Genomic DNA, 13888 nt, shown 5'->3' on the forward strand with positions numbered 1-13888 from the left:
GGCAGGCGCGTGGCAACCCATTCCCCCGACGGACCGCATATCCTGCTGATCGTGGGCGGCGGCATCGCGGCCTACAAGGCGTGCGAGCTGGTGCGCCTGATCCGCAAGCGGGGCGGCACGGTCACCTGCGTGCTGACCGAGGGGGGCAGCCATTTCGTCACCCCGATGACGCTCGCCGCGCTGAGCGAGAACGCCGTCCACACGACGCTGTGGGACCTCAAGAACGAAGTCGAAATGGGCCATATCCAGCTCAGCCGCGAGGCCGATCTGGTGGTCGTCTGTCCCGCCACCGCCGATCTGCTGGCGAAGATGACGGCGGGCATCGCGGACGATCTCGCCACCACGCTGCTGCTCGCGACGGATACGCGCGTGCTGGCCGCCCCGGCGATGAACGTGCGCATGTGGGGCCACGCCGCGACGCAGGCGAATGTCGCCACGCTGCGCCAGCGCGGCGTCACCGTGCTCGATCCCGACGAGGGGGCGATGGCCTGTGGGGAATTCGGGCCGGGGCGCCTGCCCGAACCCGACGCGATCTGGTCCGCGATCGAGAGCGCGCTGGGCGGGGCCGATCCACTGGCGGGACAGCCGGACTTTTCCGATGATCGGCACCGCCCGCTTTACGGTCGCCACGTCCTCGTCACCGCCGGTCCCACGCACGAGCCGATCGATCCGGTGCGCTATATCGCCAACCGGTCCAGCGGGCGGCAGGGCTTCGCGATCGCTGCCGCCGCCGCCGCCGCCGGTGCGCGGGTGACGCTGGTCGCCGGGCCGGTCGCGCTCGATACGCCGCCCGGCGTCGATAGGGTCGATGTCGAAAGCGCGCGCGAGATGGCGGCGGCGGTGGAGGATGCGCTCCCCGCCGATGTCGCCGTGATGGTGGCCGCGGTGGCGGACTGGCGCGCGGCGGACAGCCATCCGCGCAAGCTCAAGAAACAGGGCGGGGCGCCGCCCCCGCTCGAACTGGCGGAAAACCCGGATATTCTTGCCGGCCTCGCCAAGTCCTCGCAGCGGCCCGGCCTGCTGATAGGCTTCGCTGCGGAAACCGACGACGTGCTCGCCAATGCCATCGCCAAGCGGGAGCGGAAGGGGGCCGACTGGATCGTCGCCAACGACGTTTCCGGCGATGTCATGGGCGGCGAAGAGAACGCGGTCCACATCGTGTCGGAACATGGGGTGGAGGAGCTGCCGCGCGCGGCGAAGGGCGATATCGCCCGCGCGCTTGTCCAGCGGATCGCGGCCGCGCTGGAGGAAAGCGAATGAGCGAGGTCCCGGTGAAGCTGAAGCGGCTGCCGCACGGAGAAGGTCTGCCGCTGCCCGCCTATGCGACCGACGGTGCGGCCGGCATGGACGTGGTCAGCGCGGAGGACGTGATCATTCCGCCCGGCGCGCGCCACGCGGTCGCGACCGGCTTCGCCATCGCCATTCCGCCTGGGTACGAGGTGCAGGTGCGCCCGCGCTCCGGCCTGGCGCTGCGCCACGGGATCACCGTGCCGAACGCGCCCGGCACGATCGACAGCGACTATCGCGGCGAGGTGAAGGCGATCCTGATCAACCACGGGACCGAATCGTTCGCCATCGAACGCGGCGACCGGGTGGCGCAGCTGGTGCTCGCCCCCGTGACGCGGGCGGTATGGCAGGAAGCCGACGATCTGGATGCGACCGCTCGCGGCAGCGACGGGTTCGGCTCCACCGGGGGCCACGCCTCGCTGTCCTGAGCGCGCGAAAGAAAACGGCCCGCCACCCGGTGGGGATGGCGGGCCGCCTTTGGCCCAACAGGAGAGACGGGCACTTAAGAGGTGATCAGGCCGCTTCGGCCTCTTCCATCGGGTCGCGCAGCACGTAGCCGCGGCCCCAGACGGTCTCGATGTAGTTCTCGCCACCGCATGCATGGCTGAGCTTCTTGCGCAGCTTGCAGATGAAGACGTCGATGATCTTGAGCTCGGGTTCGTCCATCCCGCCATAAAGGTGGTTGAGGAACATTTCCTTGGTCAGCGTGGTGCCCTTGCGCAAGCTGAGCAGCTCCAGCATCGCGTATTCCTTGCCGGTCAGGTGAACCCGCGCGCCATCGACCTCGACGGTCTTGGCATCGAGGTTGACCGCCAGCTTGCCGGTGCGGATGACCGACTGGCTGTGGCCCTTGCTGCGGCGGACCACGGCGTGGATGCGGGCGACCAGCTCGTCACGGTGGAACGGCTTGGTTACGTAATCGTCGGCACCGAAGCCGAAGCTGCGGACCTTGCTGTCCATTTCGGCGATGCCGGACAGGATCAGCACCGGCGTCTGCACCTTGGCGACGCGCAGCTTCTTCAGCACATCGTAACCGTGCATGTCGGGCAGGTTCAGGTCGAGCAGGATGATGTCGTAATCGTACAGCTTGCCCAGATCGAGGCCTTCCTCGCCCAGATCGGTCGAATAGACGTTGAATCCCTCGGTCGTCAGCATGAGCTCGATCGCCTTGGCGGTCGTCGGCTCGTCCTCGATCAGCAATACGCGCATGGGCGCTCCCCTTCGTTAGCCCCTGATATGCTCGGGTAACCGTATCGCAGCTACGGTTGCTATCTATTAACCACCCCGTTTCTCACCGAAAAAGGTTAACAAGCGGTTTAACACGTTAAGGCTTTTTCATGAGTCTTTAATGCCACACGGCGCAGGCGGGGCGATTATCCGGCCGCGCGCAGCTTTTTCGCGCGTCGGCGTTCCACGCTGGATCCGATGCCCGCGGCCTCGCGATATTTCGCGACCGTGCGGCGGGCGATGTCGAACCCTTCCGCTTTCAGCAGGTCGACCAGCTTGTCGTCGGACAGGATTTTCTTCGGATCCTCGGCATCGGTCAGCGCGCGGATGCGGGCCTTTACCGATTCCGCGCTCGCCCCGTCGCCATCGGCGCTGCCGACGCCGCTGGTGAAGAAATATTTGAGCTCGAACGTCCCGCGCTCGCAGTGCAGGTACTTGTTGCTTGTGACGCGGCTGACGGTGCTTTCGTGCATCTCGATCTCTTCCGCCACCCGGCGCAGGGTCAGCGGCTTCAGCTGGCTGACCCCCTTGGCGAAGAAACCGGCCTGCTGTTCTACGATCTGCGCCGCCACCGCCAGGATGGTCCGCTGGCGCTGGTCGAGCGCCTTCACCAGCCAGCGCGCATCGGCCAGCTTTTCGCGCAACCAGCCGCGGCTCGCCTTGTCGCGGCAGTCCTCGCGCAGCTCGACCACATATTCGCGGTTCACCACGACGCGCGGGAGGCTGGCGGGATTGAGCGCGATCTTCCAGCTTCCCGCGCGATCCCGGGTCAGGAGGATGTCGGGCACCACCGCGCCCGCCTCCGCCGCGCCGAAGGCGAGGCCGGGCCGCGGATCGTAGGCGCGCAGCTCCGCCAGCATGTCGGCGAAATCCTCGTCGTCGACGTCGCACATGCGCTTGAGCCGCGAAACCTCGCCGCGCGCGACGAGCTCGAGATTGTCGATCAGCCGCGCCATACACGGATCGTAGCGGTCCGCCTCCTTCGCCTGCAGGGCGAGGCATTCGCCCAGATTGCGCGCGCCGACCCCGGTCGGCTCCAGCGCCTGCACCACTTCGAGCGCGCGTTCCGCCTCGGCCAGCGGCACGCCCAGATCGCGCGCGACCTCGGCCAGATCGCTGCGCAGATAGCCCGCCTCGTCGAGCAGGCCGATGATGTGGCGCGCGAGGAATTCCTCGCGCACATCGCCCGCCACCGCGCCGACTTGCGCATCGAGATGTTCGGCCAGCGTTTCGCCGCTGGCGTGTCTTTCCTCGATCCCCGGCAGGTCGTCCGCGGCACCCCCGGGAGCGGACAGCGCCGTGCCCCAGTCGCCGTCGCCGGTGTCCCGATCGCGGTCGAGCGCGCCGGGATCGATGTCGAGCGCTTCGTCGCCACCTGCGCTGTCGGCCTCGTATTCGGACGGGGCCTGCGCTTCGCCGAGCTCGTCCCCGCCATCCTCGCGCCGGACCTCGCCCGCTTCCAGCAGCGGATTGGCCTCCAGCGCCTCGCCGATGAAGGTCTCGATCTCGAGATTGGAGAGCGCCAGCAGCTTGATCGCCTGCTGCAGCTGCGGCGTCATCACCAGCGATTGCGACTGGCGCAGGTCGAGGCGGGGCGCGAGTGCCATCAGTGCGTGACCCGGCTCCAGCGGAGCTGTCGCCTCGGAGCGGGCTGGTGCCGGGTCCGGCCGCCAACCCTTGCCCCTCGCGATAGTTTCGCAAGAGGCCGGATAATCACAACGTGAACCCCTCGCCCAGATAGAGCCGGCGGACATTGGCGTCGGCGACCAGTTCCTCGGGCGTGCCGGCGAACAGCACCTGGCCGCCATAGATGATGCAGGCGCGGTCCACGATTTCCAGCGTCTCGCGCACGTTGTGGTCGGTGATCAGCACGCCGATGCCGCGCGTCTTCAGATCCTTTACCAGGTCGCGGATGTCGCTGATCGACAGCGGATCGATTCCGGCGAAGGGTTCGTCGAGCAGCATGATGGATGGCTTCGCCGCCAGCGCGCGGGCGATTTCGCACCGGCGCCGCTCGCCGCCCGACAGCGCCATGGCCGGGCTGGTCCTGAGCCGGGTCAGGCCGAATTCGTCGAGCAGACGGTCGAGCTCGGCGGCGCGCGTATCGGCATCGGGCTCGACCATTTCGAGCACGCAGTTGATGTTCTGCTCCACCGTCATCCCGCGGAAGATGCTGGTTTCCTGCGGCAGATAGCCCAGGCCCAGAATCGCGCGGCGATACATCGGCAGCTTGGTCACATCCTCCCCATCCATCAGGATGCGGCCCGAATCGGGCTTCACCAGTCCCATGATGGAATAGAAGCAGGTCGTCTTGCCCGCGCCGTTGGGGCCGAGCAGGCCGAGCACCTCGCCCTTGCCGACGGACAGCGAGATATCGGTGAGGACCGCCCGCTTGTCGTAGCTCTTGGCGATGGACACGACTTCGAGCCCGCCCTGCGGGATCGGCGGGGCCGCGCTGCGCTCGACTTCCTCGGCGGCGGGCGTGTCGTATTCGGCATCCTGTGCGCTCATGGGTCAACCTCTAGCATCCGATCGCGCGGTTTGAACCCCCGATCGATCGATTTGGCAGGGTCCGTGCATGCAACGCACGATAGTCGCAAACTTGCGTCGAACCGGACTCTCTGGAATAAACCTTGCCAAGAGAAGGTGGGAGAAGAGCGTGATGGATCAACAAGCGCACAGGATCGCCAATCGGCACGAGGCCGCCATTCCGGCGAAACGCGACTGGCGCAGGAAGATGAGCGATCACGTCGCCAGCGCGCTGCTGGTCTATACCGGCCTGCAGATTTTCGTGACGGTGCAGGCGATGGCCGAGGGGCTGCCGTCGATGCTGCCCTATCTGGCGCTGGTCATCCTGGTCGCGGGCATCATCCCGGCCTGTCGCGCGTTCGAGCGGCGCTGGGCGAAGCTGGACGATGCCGCCGCCACCGACCCGGCGATGAAGGGACCGTTCGTGCGCGATGCCATCACCTTGTGGGTGATCGCGATCGGACTGCCATTCGTCATCACTTTCGCCTTCAAGCTGGCCTACACGCTGTTTTGAGGCGGAACTCCACGCCGGTTCGCCGCTTGAACCGGGTGATGGGATCGCGGTCTATCCTGAAGACATTTCTCTCGGCACTGGCCGCGCTGGTCGCGGTCGTGACCCTGCCGGGCATTGCCAGCGCGCAATTGCCGACCGCGAGTGCGTCGCCGACCCCCACGGTTGCCGCGCCCGCGATCGATACATCCACCGATCCGAATACCGATACGCGGATCGCGCAGCGGCTGCGCGGTATCTTCGGGGAACTGCCGGCCTACACCAATGTGCAGCTACGGGTCAGCGACGGGGTCGTCACGCTGAGCGGTAGCGTCGCCGATGCTGCCGATATCGAACGGGCGGAGGCGATCGCCAGCCGGGTCGAAGGCGTGGTCACGGTGGAGAACGGTCTCACCCGCGACGCTTCGCTGGGGGAGGGGCTGAACGCTATCGGCGCGCTGTCGGGCAAGCTGCGCGGCCTGGTGAACATGCTCCCGCTGATCGGTCTCGCGCTGGCCGTGGCCCTGCTGATCGCGATGGTGGGCTATCTGCTCGGCGGGTTCGGGCGGCTCTGGCACCGGATCGCGCCAAACGGCTTCCTCGCCGAACTGATCGGCAGCGCGGTGCGTTTCGTCTTCGTCCTGCTCGGCATCGTGGTGGCGCTGGACATGGTCGGTGCAGGCGCACTGCTCGGCGCGGTGCTGGGCGGCGCGGGCGTCATCGGCATCGCGCTGGGCTTTGCGATGCGCGACCTGATCGAGAACTACGTCGCCTCGATCATGCTCAGCGTGCGCCAGCCGTTCCGCGCCAACGATCACGTCCTGATCGACGATCTGGAAGGGCGCGTCATCCGGCTGACCAGTCGCGCGACCGTGCTGATGACGCTGGACGGCAACCATTTGCGCATTCCCAATTCCACCGTCTTCAAGGCGGTGATCGTCAATTACACGCGCAATCCGCAGCGGCGCTTCGACTTCGCGCTGGGGGTGGATGCGGACGACGATCCGCGCGCCGCCCGGCGGCTGGGGCGCGACACGCTGGCGGGCCTGCCCTTCGTGCTGGCCGACCCGGCTCCGGAGGCGCGGATAGAGGAGGTCGGCGATTCGAACATCGTGATCCGCTTCCTCGCCTGGATCGACCAGACCGAGGCGGATTTCTTCAAGGCGCGGTCGAACGCCATCCCTGCGGTCAAGGACGCGCTGGAGGCGGCCGGGTTCGGCCTGCCGGAGCCGATCTATCGCCTGCGCTTCGATCCGCGCTCGGCCAAGCTGCCGCTGGAAACCGAGGTGGCAGAAGCTACGTCCACGGCTGCGGCGTCGCCAACGACATCACCGGCGCCGAAACCCGCGCCGTCAGCGCATCCGGACGAGGATGTGAGGCCCGCCGACGAGATCGCGGGCATGGTGGCGGCGGAGCGGCGCGCGGAAACGAAGGACAAGGACCTGCTCGATAGCGGCAGGCCGATCGAGTAACGCCCGCGTCGCGCGGCGGCTCAGCCGTTCTTCTTCGCCGCCTCGCTCTTCGCCAGTTCGATCGCCTCGAGCACGACACGGCGCGCTTCGGCCGCATCGCCCCACTGCCCGATCCGCACCCACTTCTCCTTCTCCAGATCCTTGTAATGGGTGAAGAAGTGCTCGATCTGCTGGAAGATGATGCTCGGCAGATCCTTGGTCTCACCGACGTCGGAATAATAGGGGAAGGTGGTGTCGAGCGGCACGCAAACCAGCTTCTCGTCGCCGCCATGCTCGTCCTCGAGATTGAGGACGCCGATCGGGCGGGCGCGGACCACGCAGCCGGGGATGAAGGGACTGCGCGCGATCACCAGCGCGTCGAGCGGATCGCCGTCGGGGCTGAGCGTGTGGGGCACGAAACCGTAATTCGCCGGATAGCGCATCGGGGTGTGCAGGATGCGGTCGACGAACAGCGCGCCCGATTCCTTGTCGAACTCGTACTTCACGGGCTCGCCGCCGGTCGGCACCTCGATGATGACGTTGAGTTCCGCGGGCGGGTTGGGCCCGGTGGGGATCAGGTCGATACGCATGGGGGTCTTTTTTTCCGTATTCTCTAGAAACGAGGACGCGCGACGGGGCCTAGGCAACCGTCGCGCGCATCGCAACGCATTTTGTGCGGCGCGGCAAAGCCTGCCCCGCCGCTGCGTCGGGCGGGCTCAGCCGCCGGTGCGCGGTGCCAGCAGCCGGTCGAGCCCTTGCTCACCCTCTCCGGTCTTTTCCAGATAGGGATAGCGCAGCCCGCCGTGATAATCGATTTTCACGGTGCGATAGGCATCGCCGCGTTTCACCATCAGCTCGATCGGGTCCTTCGTCCCCTTGGCCGCGGTGATCGCGTCCATGATCGCTTCCTTCGAATAGGCGGTGCCATTCACGGCCAGGATCTGGCTGCCGTCGACCAGCCCCGCATCGAAGGCCGGCCCGTCCCACAACGTGGAGCTGACCGTGCCGTTGTCAGTCAGGTTGACCCCCAGCGAGTAGGTAAGGCTGGTATAGTTGTACCCGCCCATGCGCCCCTTGTCGTAGCTGTTGGGCTCTTCCTTCCAGACCAGCTTGTATCCGGCCATGTTCAGGCCGCGCAGCGGTGCGGGCTGGTTGACCCCGTACAGGCGGGTGGTGAGGAAGGTGGCCCAGTCGTAGGGGTAGACGCCGTTCAGCGTGGAGACGACCTCGTCGAAATCGTAGGGCAGTTCGCCCCAGTCCCCGTCGCGCACGCCGAAGAACGCCTTGGCGAAATCGTCCAGCCCCTTCGCCCCGTTCGTGCCTTCGCGGATGATCTGGTCGGCCTCGAGCCAGACCAGCGCGCCCTCGACGTAATAGTCCTCGCTGCGGCTGAGCGAGGAATAGGGCAGCGGCGCGCGCGAATTGATGATCGGATCGTGCGTAGTATCCTCGACCGAGCGATAGGCGCGGCCCGGCTGGCCTTCGGCATAGTTCGCGGCATAGGTCGCGAAGGCATCGAGGAAGGTCTGCTTCTTCTGCAGCCCGCTGCGCGCGGCGAGGACCCAGCCCCAGAACTGGGTCTGCCCCTCGTACACCCACAGCAGCGTGTCCTGCATCGGGGTGCGATAGTCGGGCGTCCAGAGGTCGGACGGACGGCGGAACTTGCCGTTCCAGCTGTGCACCAGTTCGTGGCTGACGACATTGTGGTCCCAGTCCATCGCATCCCAGTCGGTCAGCGCGGTCGGCTCGTACTGGTTCTCGGCCGAGCGGTGATGCTCCAGCCCGATCCCGCCCATAGTGTCGGTCATCGCCAGCAGGATGTCGTAATGGTCGAAATGGCGCGCGCTGAACAGCGCGTCGGCCTCGTCGATCAGCTTCTCGAAATGCGCGAGGTTTTCCGGCGCGAGCTCGAGATATTTCGGCTTGTCGGCGATGGCGTCGAGCTTCACCGCCGGATCGAGCTGCCACTGCTTGGCATATTTGCCCGCGAAGATCGGGGAATCGACCAGCGTTTCGTAATCGACGGTCTGCCAGGTGACCGTATCGCCGCTGCGCCTCTGCCCGTCCAGCGCGGTGAAGGCGGTCCATCCGGCCGGGAATTTCACCGTCGGCTTGATCGCGATGCGGCGGGTGTAATGGCCCGCGGGGTAGAAGCTCATCTTCTCCCACTGCAGGTTCAGCATTTCGGGCGTCATCGTGATCCGCCCCTCGCTGCCGTCTACCGGCGAGGTGTGGACGAAATTCGCGACCACGTTCTTCGCCCCCTGCGGGACCGAGACGATGATCTCGTACACGTCGAGCGGATTGCGGGTCCATTCCAGCGTCTTCCCGCCGGAGGTGAACTGGAACCCGCTGACGAGGTTGATCGGGCCGCGCGCGGCATGATTGCCGGGCAGCCATTCGGGGAACAGCAGGTGCAGCTCGCGCATGCCGCCGGTCACCGGGATCGTTTCCGTCACGCGGTAGATGCCCCGCACCGTATCGGTCGCATCGATGTCGAGCGAGATCGTGCCGCCCGGCCACGCCGTGTCGCTGGGCAGCGGGGTCTGGTCGGCCAGCTGCTGTTCGACCGGCGCGGAATTGCCCGCGGGGCGAATGTCCTGCGCCGATGCGGGGGCGGAGAGAGGAAGGGCGAGGAGGGCAGCGGCGAGCGCGGTGCCGAGAGAGAGGTGCTTCATGATCGCATCCCATGCGCGGATCGGCGCATCCATGCAACAGGGTATCATGCTTTCGCTTCGCCGCCCGCCGCGCTAAGCGCGCGCCCATGAACAGGATTTGGGCATGAGCAAGAACACACCGCAGGCCATTCGCGGCACGCAGGACATTTTCGGGGCAGAGGCGGAAAGCTTCGCCTTCGTGGTCGAGACGTTCGAGCGCGTGCGCAAGCTCTACCGCTTCCGCCGCGCCGAAATGCCGGTGTTCGAGAAGACCGAGGTGTTCGCCCGTTCGATCGGCGAGACGACCGACATCGTCTCCAAGGAGATGTATTCGTTCGAGGATCGCGGCGGCGATTCGCTGACGCTGCGGCCCGAATTCACCGCCGGGATCGCGCGCGCCTTCCTCACCAATGGCTGGCAGCAGCACGCGCCGCTCAAGCTGGCGACCCACGGGCCGCTGTTCCGGTACGAGCGCCCGCAGAAGGGCCGCTATCGCCAGTTCCACCAGATCGACGCGGAGATCATCGGGGCGGCGGAACCGCAGGCGGACGTGGAGCTGCTGGCGATGGCGGACCAGTTGCTGCGCGAGCTGGGTATCTCCGGCGTAACGCTGCATCTCAACACGCTGGGCGATGGCGACAGCCGCGAGGCATGGCGCGCCGCGCTGGTCGAGCACTTCCGCGCCGTGAAGGACGAGCTTTCGGAGGATTCGCAGGAGCGGCTGGAGAAGAACCCGCTGCGCATCCTCGACAGCAAGGACCGGCGCGACCAGCGCTTCGTCGCCGATGCGCCGAAGATCGACCAGTTCCTGTCGGACGATGCGCGCGCCTTCTTCGATGCCGTCACCAGCGGGCTGGATGCGGCGGGGGTGAAATGGACCCGCGCCGAGAGCCTGGTGCGCGGCCTCGACTACTACCGCCACACCGCGTTCGAGTTCGTCCCCGACGAGGGCAGCGACGCCGCGGCGAAGCTAGGCAGCCAGAGCACCGTGCTGGGCGGCGGGCGCTACGACGGGCTGATGGAGAGCCTCGGGGGGCCGTCCACTCCTGCTGTCGGCTGGGCAGCCGGGATCGAGCGGCTGGCGATGCTTGTGGGGGAGAAGGAAGAATCCGCGCTGGACCTCGCCCTGGTTGTGGAGGGCGAAACCGAGCAGCTTCATACTGTATGCGTGCGGACCGCCATGATGGCGCGAAGCGAAGGCGTGACGGTCGACACGTTTGCCGCTGGATCGCCGCGTAAACGGTTCGACAAGGCCGTAAAAAGCGGAGCCAAGGTCATCATGGCCTACAGCGAGGATAGCGAAGGCAAGCTCCAGCCGCCGCGTTTGAAAGGCGATGAAGCTGATATCGAACGTGTCGGACATGCCCTGCGCGGATTTGCCATGAAACTGCGCGGCTAATCGTCATGCAAGTCCCCCCCGAACGCCTCGACCAGATCGCCAACCGCTTCGCCGAAATCGAGGCGCGGCTGGCTTCGGGTACGCTCGAGGGCGACGCGTTCGTGCAGGCGAGCCGCGACTATGCCGAGCTGGAGCCGGTCGCCCGCATCGCCGCCGAGGTGCGCGGCGCGCGCGAGGAGATCGCCGGGCTGGAGGATATGCTCGCTGACCCGGAGATGCGCGCCATGGCGGAGGATGAGCTGGCCGCGATCCGCGCGAGCCTGCCGGAAAAAGAGCGCCAGCTCGCGCTCGCCATGCTGCCGCGCGACAGCGCCGATGCCAAGCCCGCGATGCTCGAAATCCGCGCGGGCACGGGCGGCGACGAGGCGGCGCTGTTCGCGGGCGACCTTTACCGCATGTACGAACGTTTCGCGGGTGAGCAGGGCTGGAAGGTCGAGCCGGTCAGCATGAGCGCGTCCGAAGTCGGCGGCTTCAAGGAAATCGTCGCCAACGTCACCGGCACCGGCGTGTTCGCGAAATTGAAGTTCGAAAGCGGCGTCCACCGCGTGCAGCGCGTGCCCGAGACCGAGAGCGGCGGGCGCATCCACACCAGCGCCGCGACCGTCGCCGTGTTGCCCGAGCCGGACGAGGTCGATGTGCAGATCGACGCGGGCGACCTCAAGATCGACACCTATCGCGCGAGCGGCGCGGGCGGGCAGCACGTCAACACGACCGACTCCGCGATCCGCATCACGCATCTGCCGACCGGCCTCGTCGTCACCTGCCAGGACGGGCGCAGCCAGCACAAGAACCGCGAGAAGGCGATGCAGGTGCTGCGCGCGCGGCTTTACGAGCAACAGCGCGAGGCGACGCAGGGGGCCGAGGCCGAGGCGAGGAAGGCGATGGTGGGTTCGGGCGACCGCTCCGAACGGATCCGCACCTACAATTTCCCGCAAGGGCGCGTGACCGATCACCGGATCGGGCTGACGCTGCACAAGCTGCCCGAAATCATCGCCGGACCGGGCCTCGCCGAACTGATCGACGCGCTGACCGCCGAGGACGAGGCCAAGCGGCTGGCGGCGCTGGATACGTGACAACCGTAGGCGAAGCGTTGCGCCTTGCCACGGCGCGCCTGTCCGCCACCTCCGACACCGCGCGGCTCGATGCCGAGCTGCTTATGGCCCATGCGCTGGGCGTCTCGCGTTCGGCCATGCTGCTGCACCACATGCGCGATCCTGCGCCCGATGGCTTCGCCCCGCTGTTCGCGCGGCGGCTGGGCCACGAACCGGTCGCCTACATCACCGGCAGCGCGGAGTTCTATGGGCTGGAGCTGCAGGTCACGCCAGCCGTGCTGATCCCGCGCGGCGACAGCGAGACGCTGATCGATGCCGCAAGGGAGCACTTCGCCGATCGCGAATCGCCGCGGCGCATCCTCGACCTCGGCACCGGGTCGGGCGCGCTGCTGCTGGCGGCGCTGTCGCTGTGGCCCGAAGCGCAAGGCGTGGCCCTAGACGCGTCGATGCCCGCGCTGCGGGTGGCGCAGTGCAATGCGATGAAGCTGGGACTGGCGGAGCGGAGCCGCTTTCTGCGGCGCAGCTGGCGCAAGGGCGACTGGCAGCGCGATCTGGGCATGTTCGAACTTGTCTTGTGCAACCCGCCCTATGTGGAAGATGACGCTGCACTCGACCCCTGCGTCCGCGGCCACGAGCCCGCAGCTGCGCTGTTCGCCGGGGCGGACGGGCTTGCCGACTATCGCGTATTGGTGCGGCAACTGGATGCGCTGCTGAGCCCAGCGGGCGTGGCCGTGCTCGAAATCGGCGCGACGCAGGCGGGGGCGGTGTCCGACCTGGCCGTTTCCGCCGGTGCCACGGTAGAGGTGGCGCGCGACCTTGCCCACAGGGACCGCGCGCTTATTCTGCGCTGGGGTCTTGGCAAAGGCGAATAGGCGCGCTATTTCGCTGTCAAGACCGGCAGGAAGCCGCGTGGCGCTCTCGCGGTCTTGATCCAACATTTGCGCAGAGGTTCGGGCGGAAGCCGCTTGTCAGCAACGCAAATGACGGTCGCGCCCTGAGAATGGTGTCGGCGCGACGAGGGGTCGGGACGGGCACCCCTTTTCTATCAGCCCGAGTGTGAGGAAGATATTTCCTTGAACAACAACAACAATCGAAACAATCGGCGTCGCGGTCGCGGGAATCGCAATCAGAGCGGCGGCGGCAACAACCAGAATCGCATCGACAGCCGGGCGCGCGGCAACGCTCCCCAGCTGCTCGACAAGTACAAGAAGCTGGCGCAGGACGCGCAGCATCATGGCGACCGCGTGCAGGCGGAATACTACCTGCAGTTCGCCGACCATTATTTCCGCGTAATCGCCGACAACAAGGCGCGTCAGGACGAACAGCGCGCCAAACGCGACGATCGCGATCAGTCTAACGACGACAGCGATGGCGACGACGAGGACGACGATCGGCGCAGTGCGCGCCGCCAGCCACGCCAGCGCCGCGACGACGGCGACGACCAGCAGCAGAGCCCCCGCCGCCGGTCGCGCCGCGACCGGGATGGCGACGACGGCGAGGACAATCGCTCCGACGATACCGATCGCTCGGCCGATCGTGCTGGCGGTCGCAACTCCGGCGACGATGCGGAGCGGGAAGAAAAGCCGCGCAAGGCTCGCAAGCCACGCACTCCCCGCGCCAAAGAAGGCGAGAAGGGTGTCGAGGGCGAAATCGACGCGACGGTCCTGCCGCCCTCGATCGGTGCCGACGGGGACGCCGCGCCCGCGCGCAAGCCGCGCCGCACCCGCAAGGTAGCCAAGGATAGCGACGATCAGGGCGACGATGGCAGGATGAGCGCGGTCGGCTGAGCGACGACC

General features: G+C 67.0%; 13 protein-coding genes. 8 read left to right on the forward strand and 5 right to left on the reverse strand.

Annotation, left to right across the window (positions count from 1 at the left end):
• The first annotated feature begins 9 nt into the window (after positions 1-9).
• On the forward strand, positions 10-1260 hold the full coding sequence (gene coaBC / locus F7D01_RS08915) for a bifunctional phosphopantothenoylcysteine decarboxylase/phosphopantothenate--cysteine ligase CoaBC (RefSeq protein WP_215227260.1): 1251 nt from the start codon (positions 10-12) through the stop codon (positions 1258-1260).
• Entirely contained in the window at positions 1257-1715 is a 459-nt protein-coding gene (dut, locus tag F7D01_RS08920) for a dUTP diphosphatase (RefSeq protein ID WP_215227261.1), read from the forward strand. The genes coaBC and dut overlap by 4 nt, the downstream gene beginning before the upstream one ends.
• Positions 1716-1800: 85 nt before the next feature.
• On the opposite strand, the gene ctrA is transcribed toward dut, so the two are convergent.
• From ctrA to lptB, 3 genes are all read right to left on the reverse strand, one after another.
• Positions 1801-2496 carry a response regulator transcription factor CtrA gene (ctrA, locus tag F7D01_RS08925; RefSeq protein WP_215227262.1) on the reverse strand — a complete coding sequence of 232 codons (696 nt, stop codon included), beginning with the start codon at positions 2494-2496 and terminating at the stop codon, positions 1801-1803.
• Positions 2497-2660: 164 nt separating this feature from the next.
• Positions 2661-4121 carry an RNA polymerase factor sigma-54 gene (gene rpoN / locus F7D01_RS08930; protein ID WP_215227263.1) on the reverse strand — a complete coding sequence of 487 codons (1461 nt, stop codon included), beginning with the start codon at positions 4119-4121 and terminating at the stop codon, positions 2661-2663.
• Positions 4122-4227: 106 nt separating this feature from the next.
• The gene (lptB, locus tag F7D01_RS08935; RefSeq protein WP_215227264.1) at positions 4228-5025 is read right to left on the reverse strand and encodes an LPS export ABC transporter ATP-binding protein; all 798 of its coding nucleotides are present in this window, start codon (positions 5023-5025) and stop codon (positions 4228-4230) included.
• Between the two features lie 151 nt (positions 5026-5176).
• Between lptB and F7D01_RS08940 the strand changes: the two genes are divergently transcribed.
• Both F7D01_RS08940 and F7D01_RS08945 read left to right on the forward strand, forming a co-directional pair.
• The gene (locus F7D01_RS08940) at positions 5177-5557 is read left to right on the forward strand and encodes a hypothetical protein (protein ID WP_215227265.1); all 381 of its coding nucleotides are present in this window, start codon (positions 5177-5179) and stop codon (positions 5555-5557) included.
• 38 nt (positions 5558-5595) lie between these two features.
• The gene (locus F7D01_RS08945) at positions 5596-7005 is read left to right on the forward strand and encodes a mechanosensitive ion channel family protein (RefSeq protein WP_215227266.1); all 1410 of its coding nucleotides are present in this window, start codon (positions 5596-5598) and stop codon (positions 7003-7005) included.
• Between the two features lie 20 nt (positions 7006-7025).
• On the opposite strand, the gene ppa is transcribed toward F7D01_RS08945, so the two are convergent.
• Both ppa and F7D01_RS08955 read right to left on the reverse strand, forming a co-directional pair.
• Positions 7026-7574, reverse strand: coding sequence for an inorganic diphosphatase (gene ppa / locus F7D01_RS08950; protein ID WP_215227267.1), 549 nt, complete (start codon positions 7572-7574; stop codon positions 7026-7028).
• 126 nt (positions 7575-7700) lie between these two features.
• Positions 7701-9695, reverse strand: coding sequence for a M61 family metallopeptidase (locus F7D01_RS08955; protein ID WP_371819573.1), 1995 nt, complete (start codon positions 9693-9695; stop codon positions 7701-7703).
• 70 nt (positions 9696-9765) lie between these two features.
• Between F7D01_RS08955 and hisS the strand changes: the two genes are divergently transcribed.
• From hisS to F7D01_RS08975, 4 genes are all read left to right on the forward strand, one after another.
• Entirely contained in the window at positions 9766-11040 is a 1275-nt protein-coding gene (gene hisS / locus F7D01_RS08960; RefSeq protein WP_215227268.1) for a histidine--tRNA ligase, read from the forward strand.
• A 5-nt stretch (positions 11041-11045) separates the two neighbouring features.
• Positions 11046-12113, forward strand: coding sequence for a peptide chain release factor 1 (prfA, locus tag F7D01_RS08965; protein ID WP_215227269.1), 1068 nt, complete (start codon positions 11046-11048; stop codon positions 12111-12113).
• Positions 12110-12964 (forward strand): peptide chain release factor N(5)-glutamine methyltransferase, encoded by an 855-nt coding sequence (gene prmC / locus F7D01_RS08970; RefSeq protein WP_215227270.1) that lies wholly within the window; start codon positions 12110-12112, stop codon positions 12962-12964. The genes prfA and prmC overlap by 4 nt, the downstream gene beginning before the upstream one ends.
• 201 nt (positions 12965-13165) lie before the next feature.
• On the forward strand, positions 13166-13879 hold the full coding sequence (locus F7D01_RS08975; protein WP_215227271.1) for a DUF4167 domain-containing protein: 714 nt from the start codon (positions 13166-13168) through the stop codon (positions 13877-13879).
• Positions 13880-13888 lie beyond the last annotated feature (9 nt).

Source organism: Erythrobacter sp. 3-20A1M, assembly GCF_018636735.1.
Classification (GTDB): domain Bacteria; phylum Pseudomonadota; class Alphaproteobacteria; order Sphingomonadales; family Sphingomonadaceae; genus Alteriqipengyuania.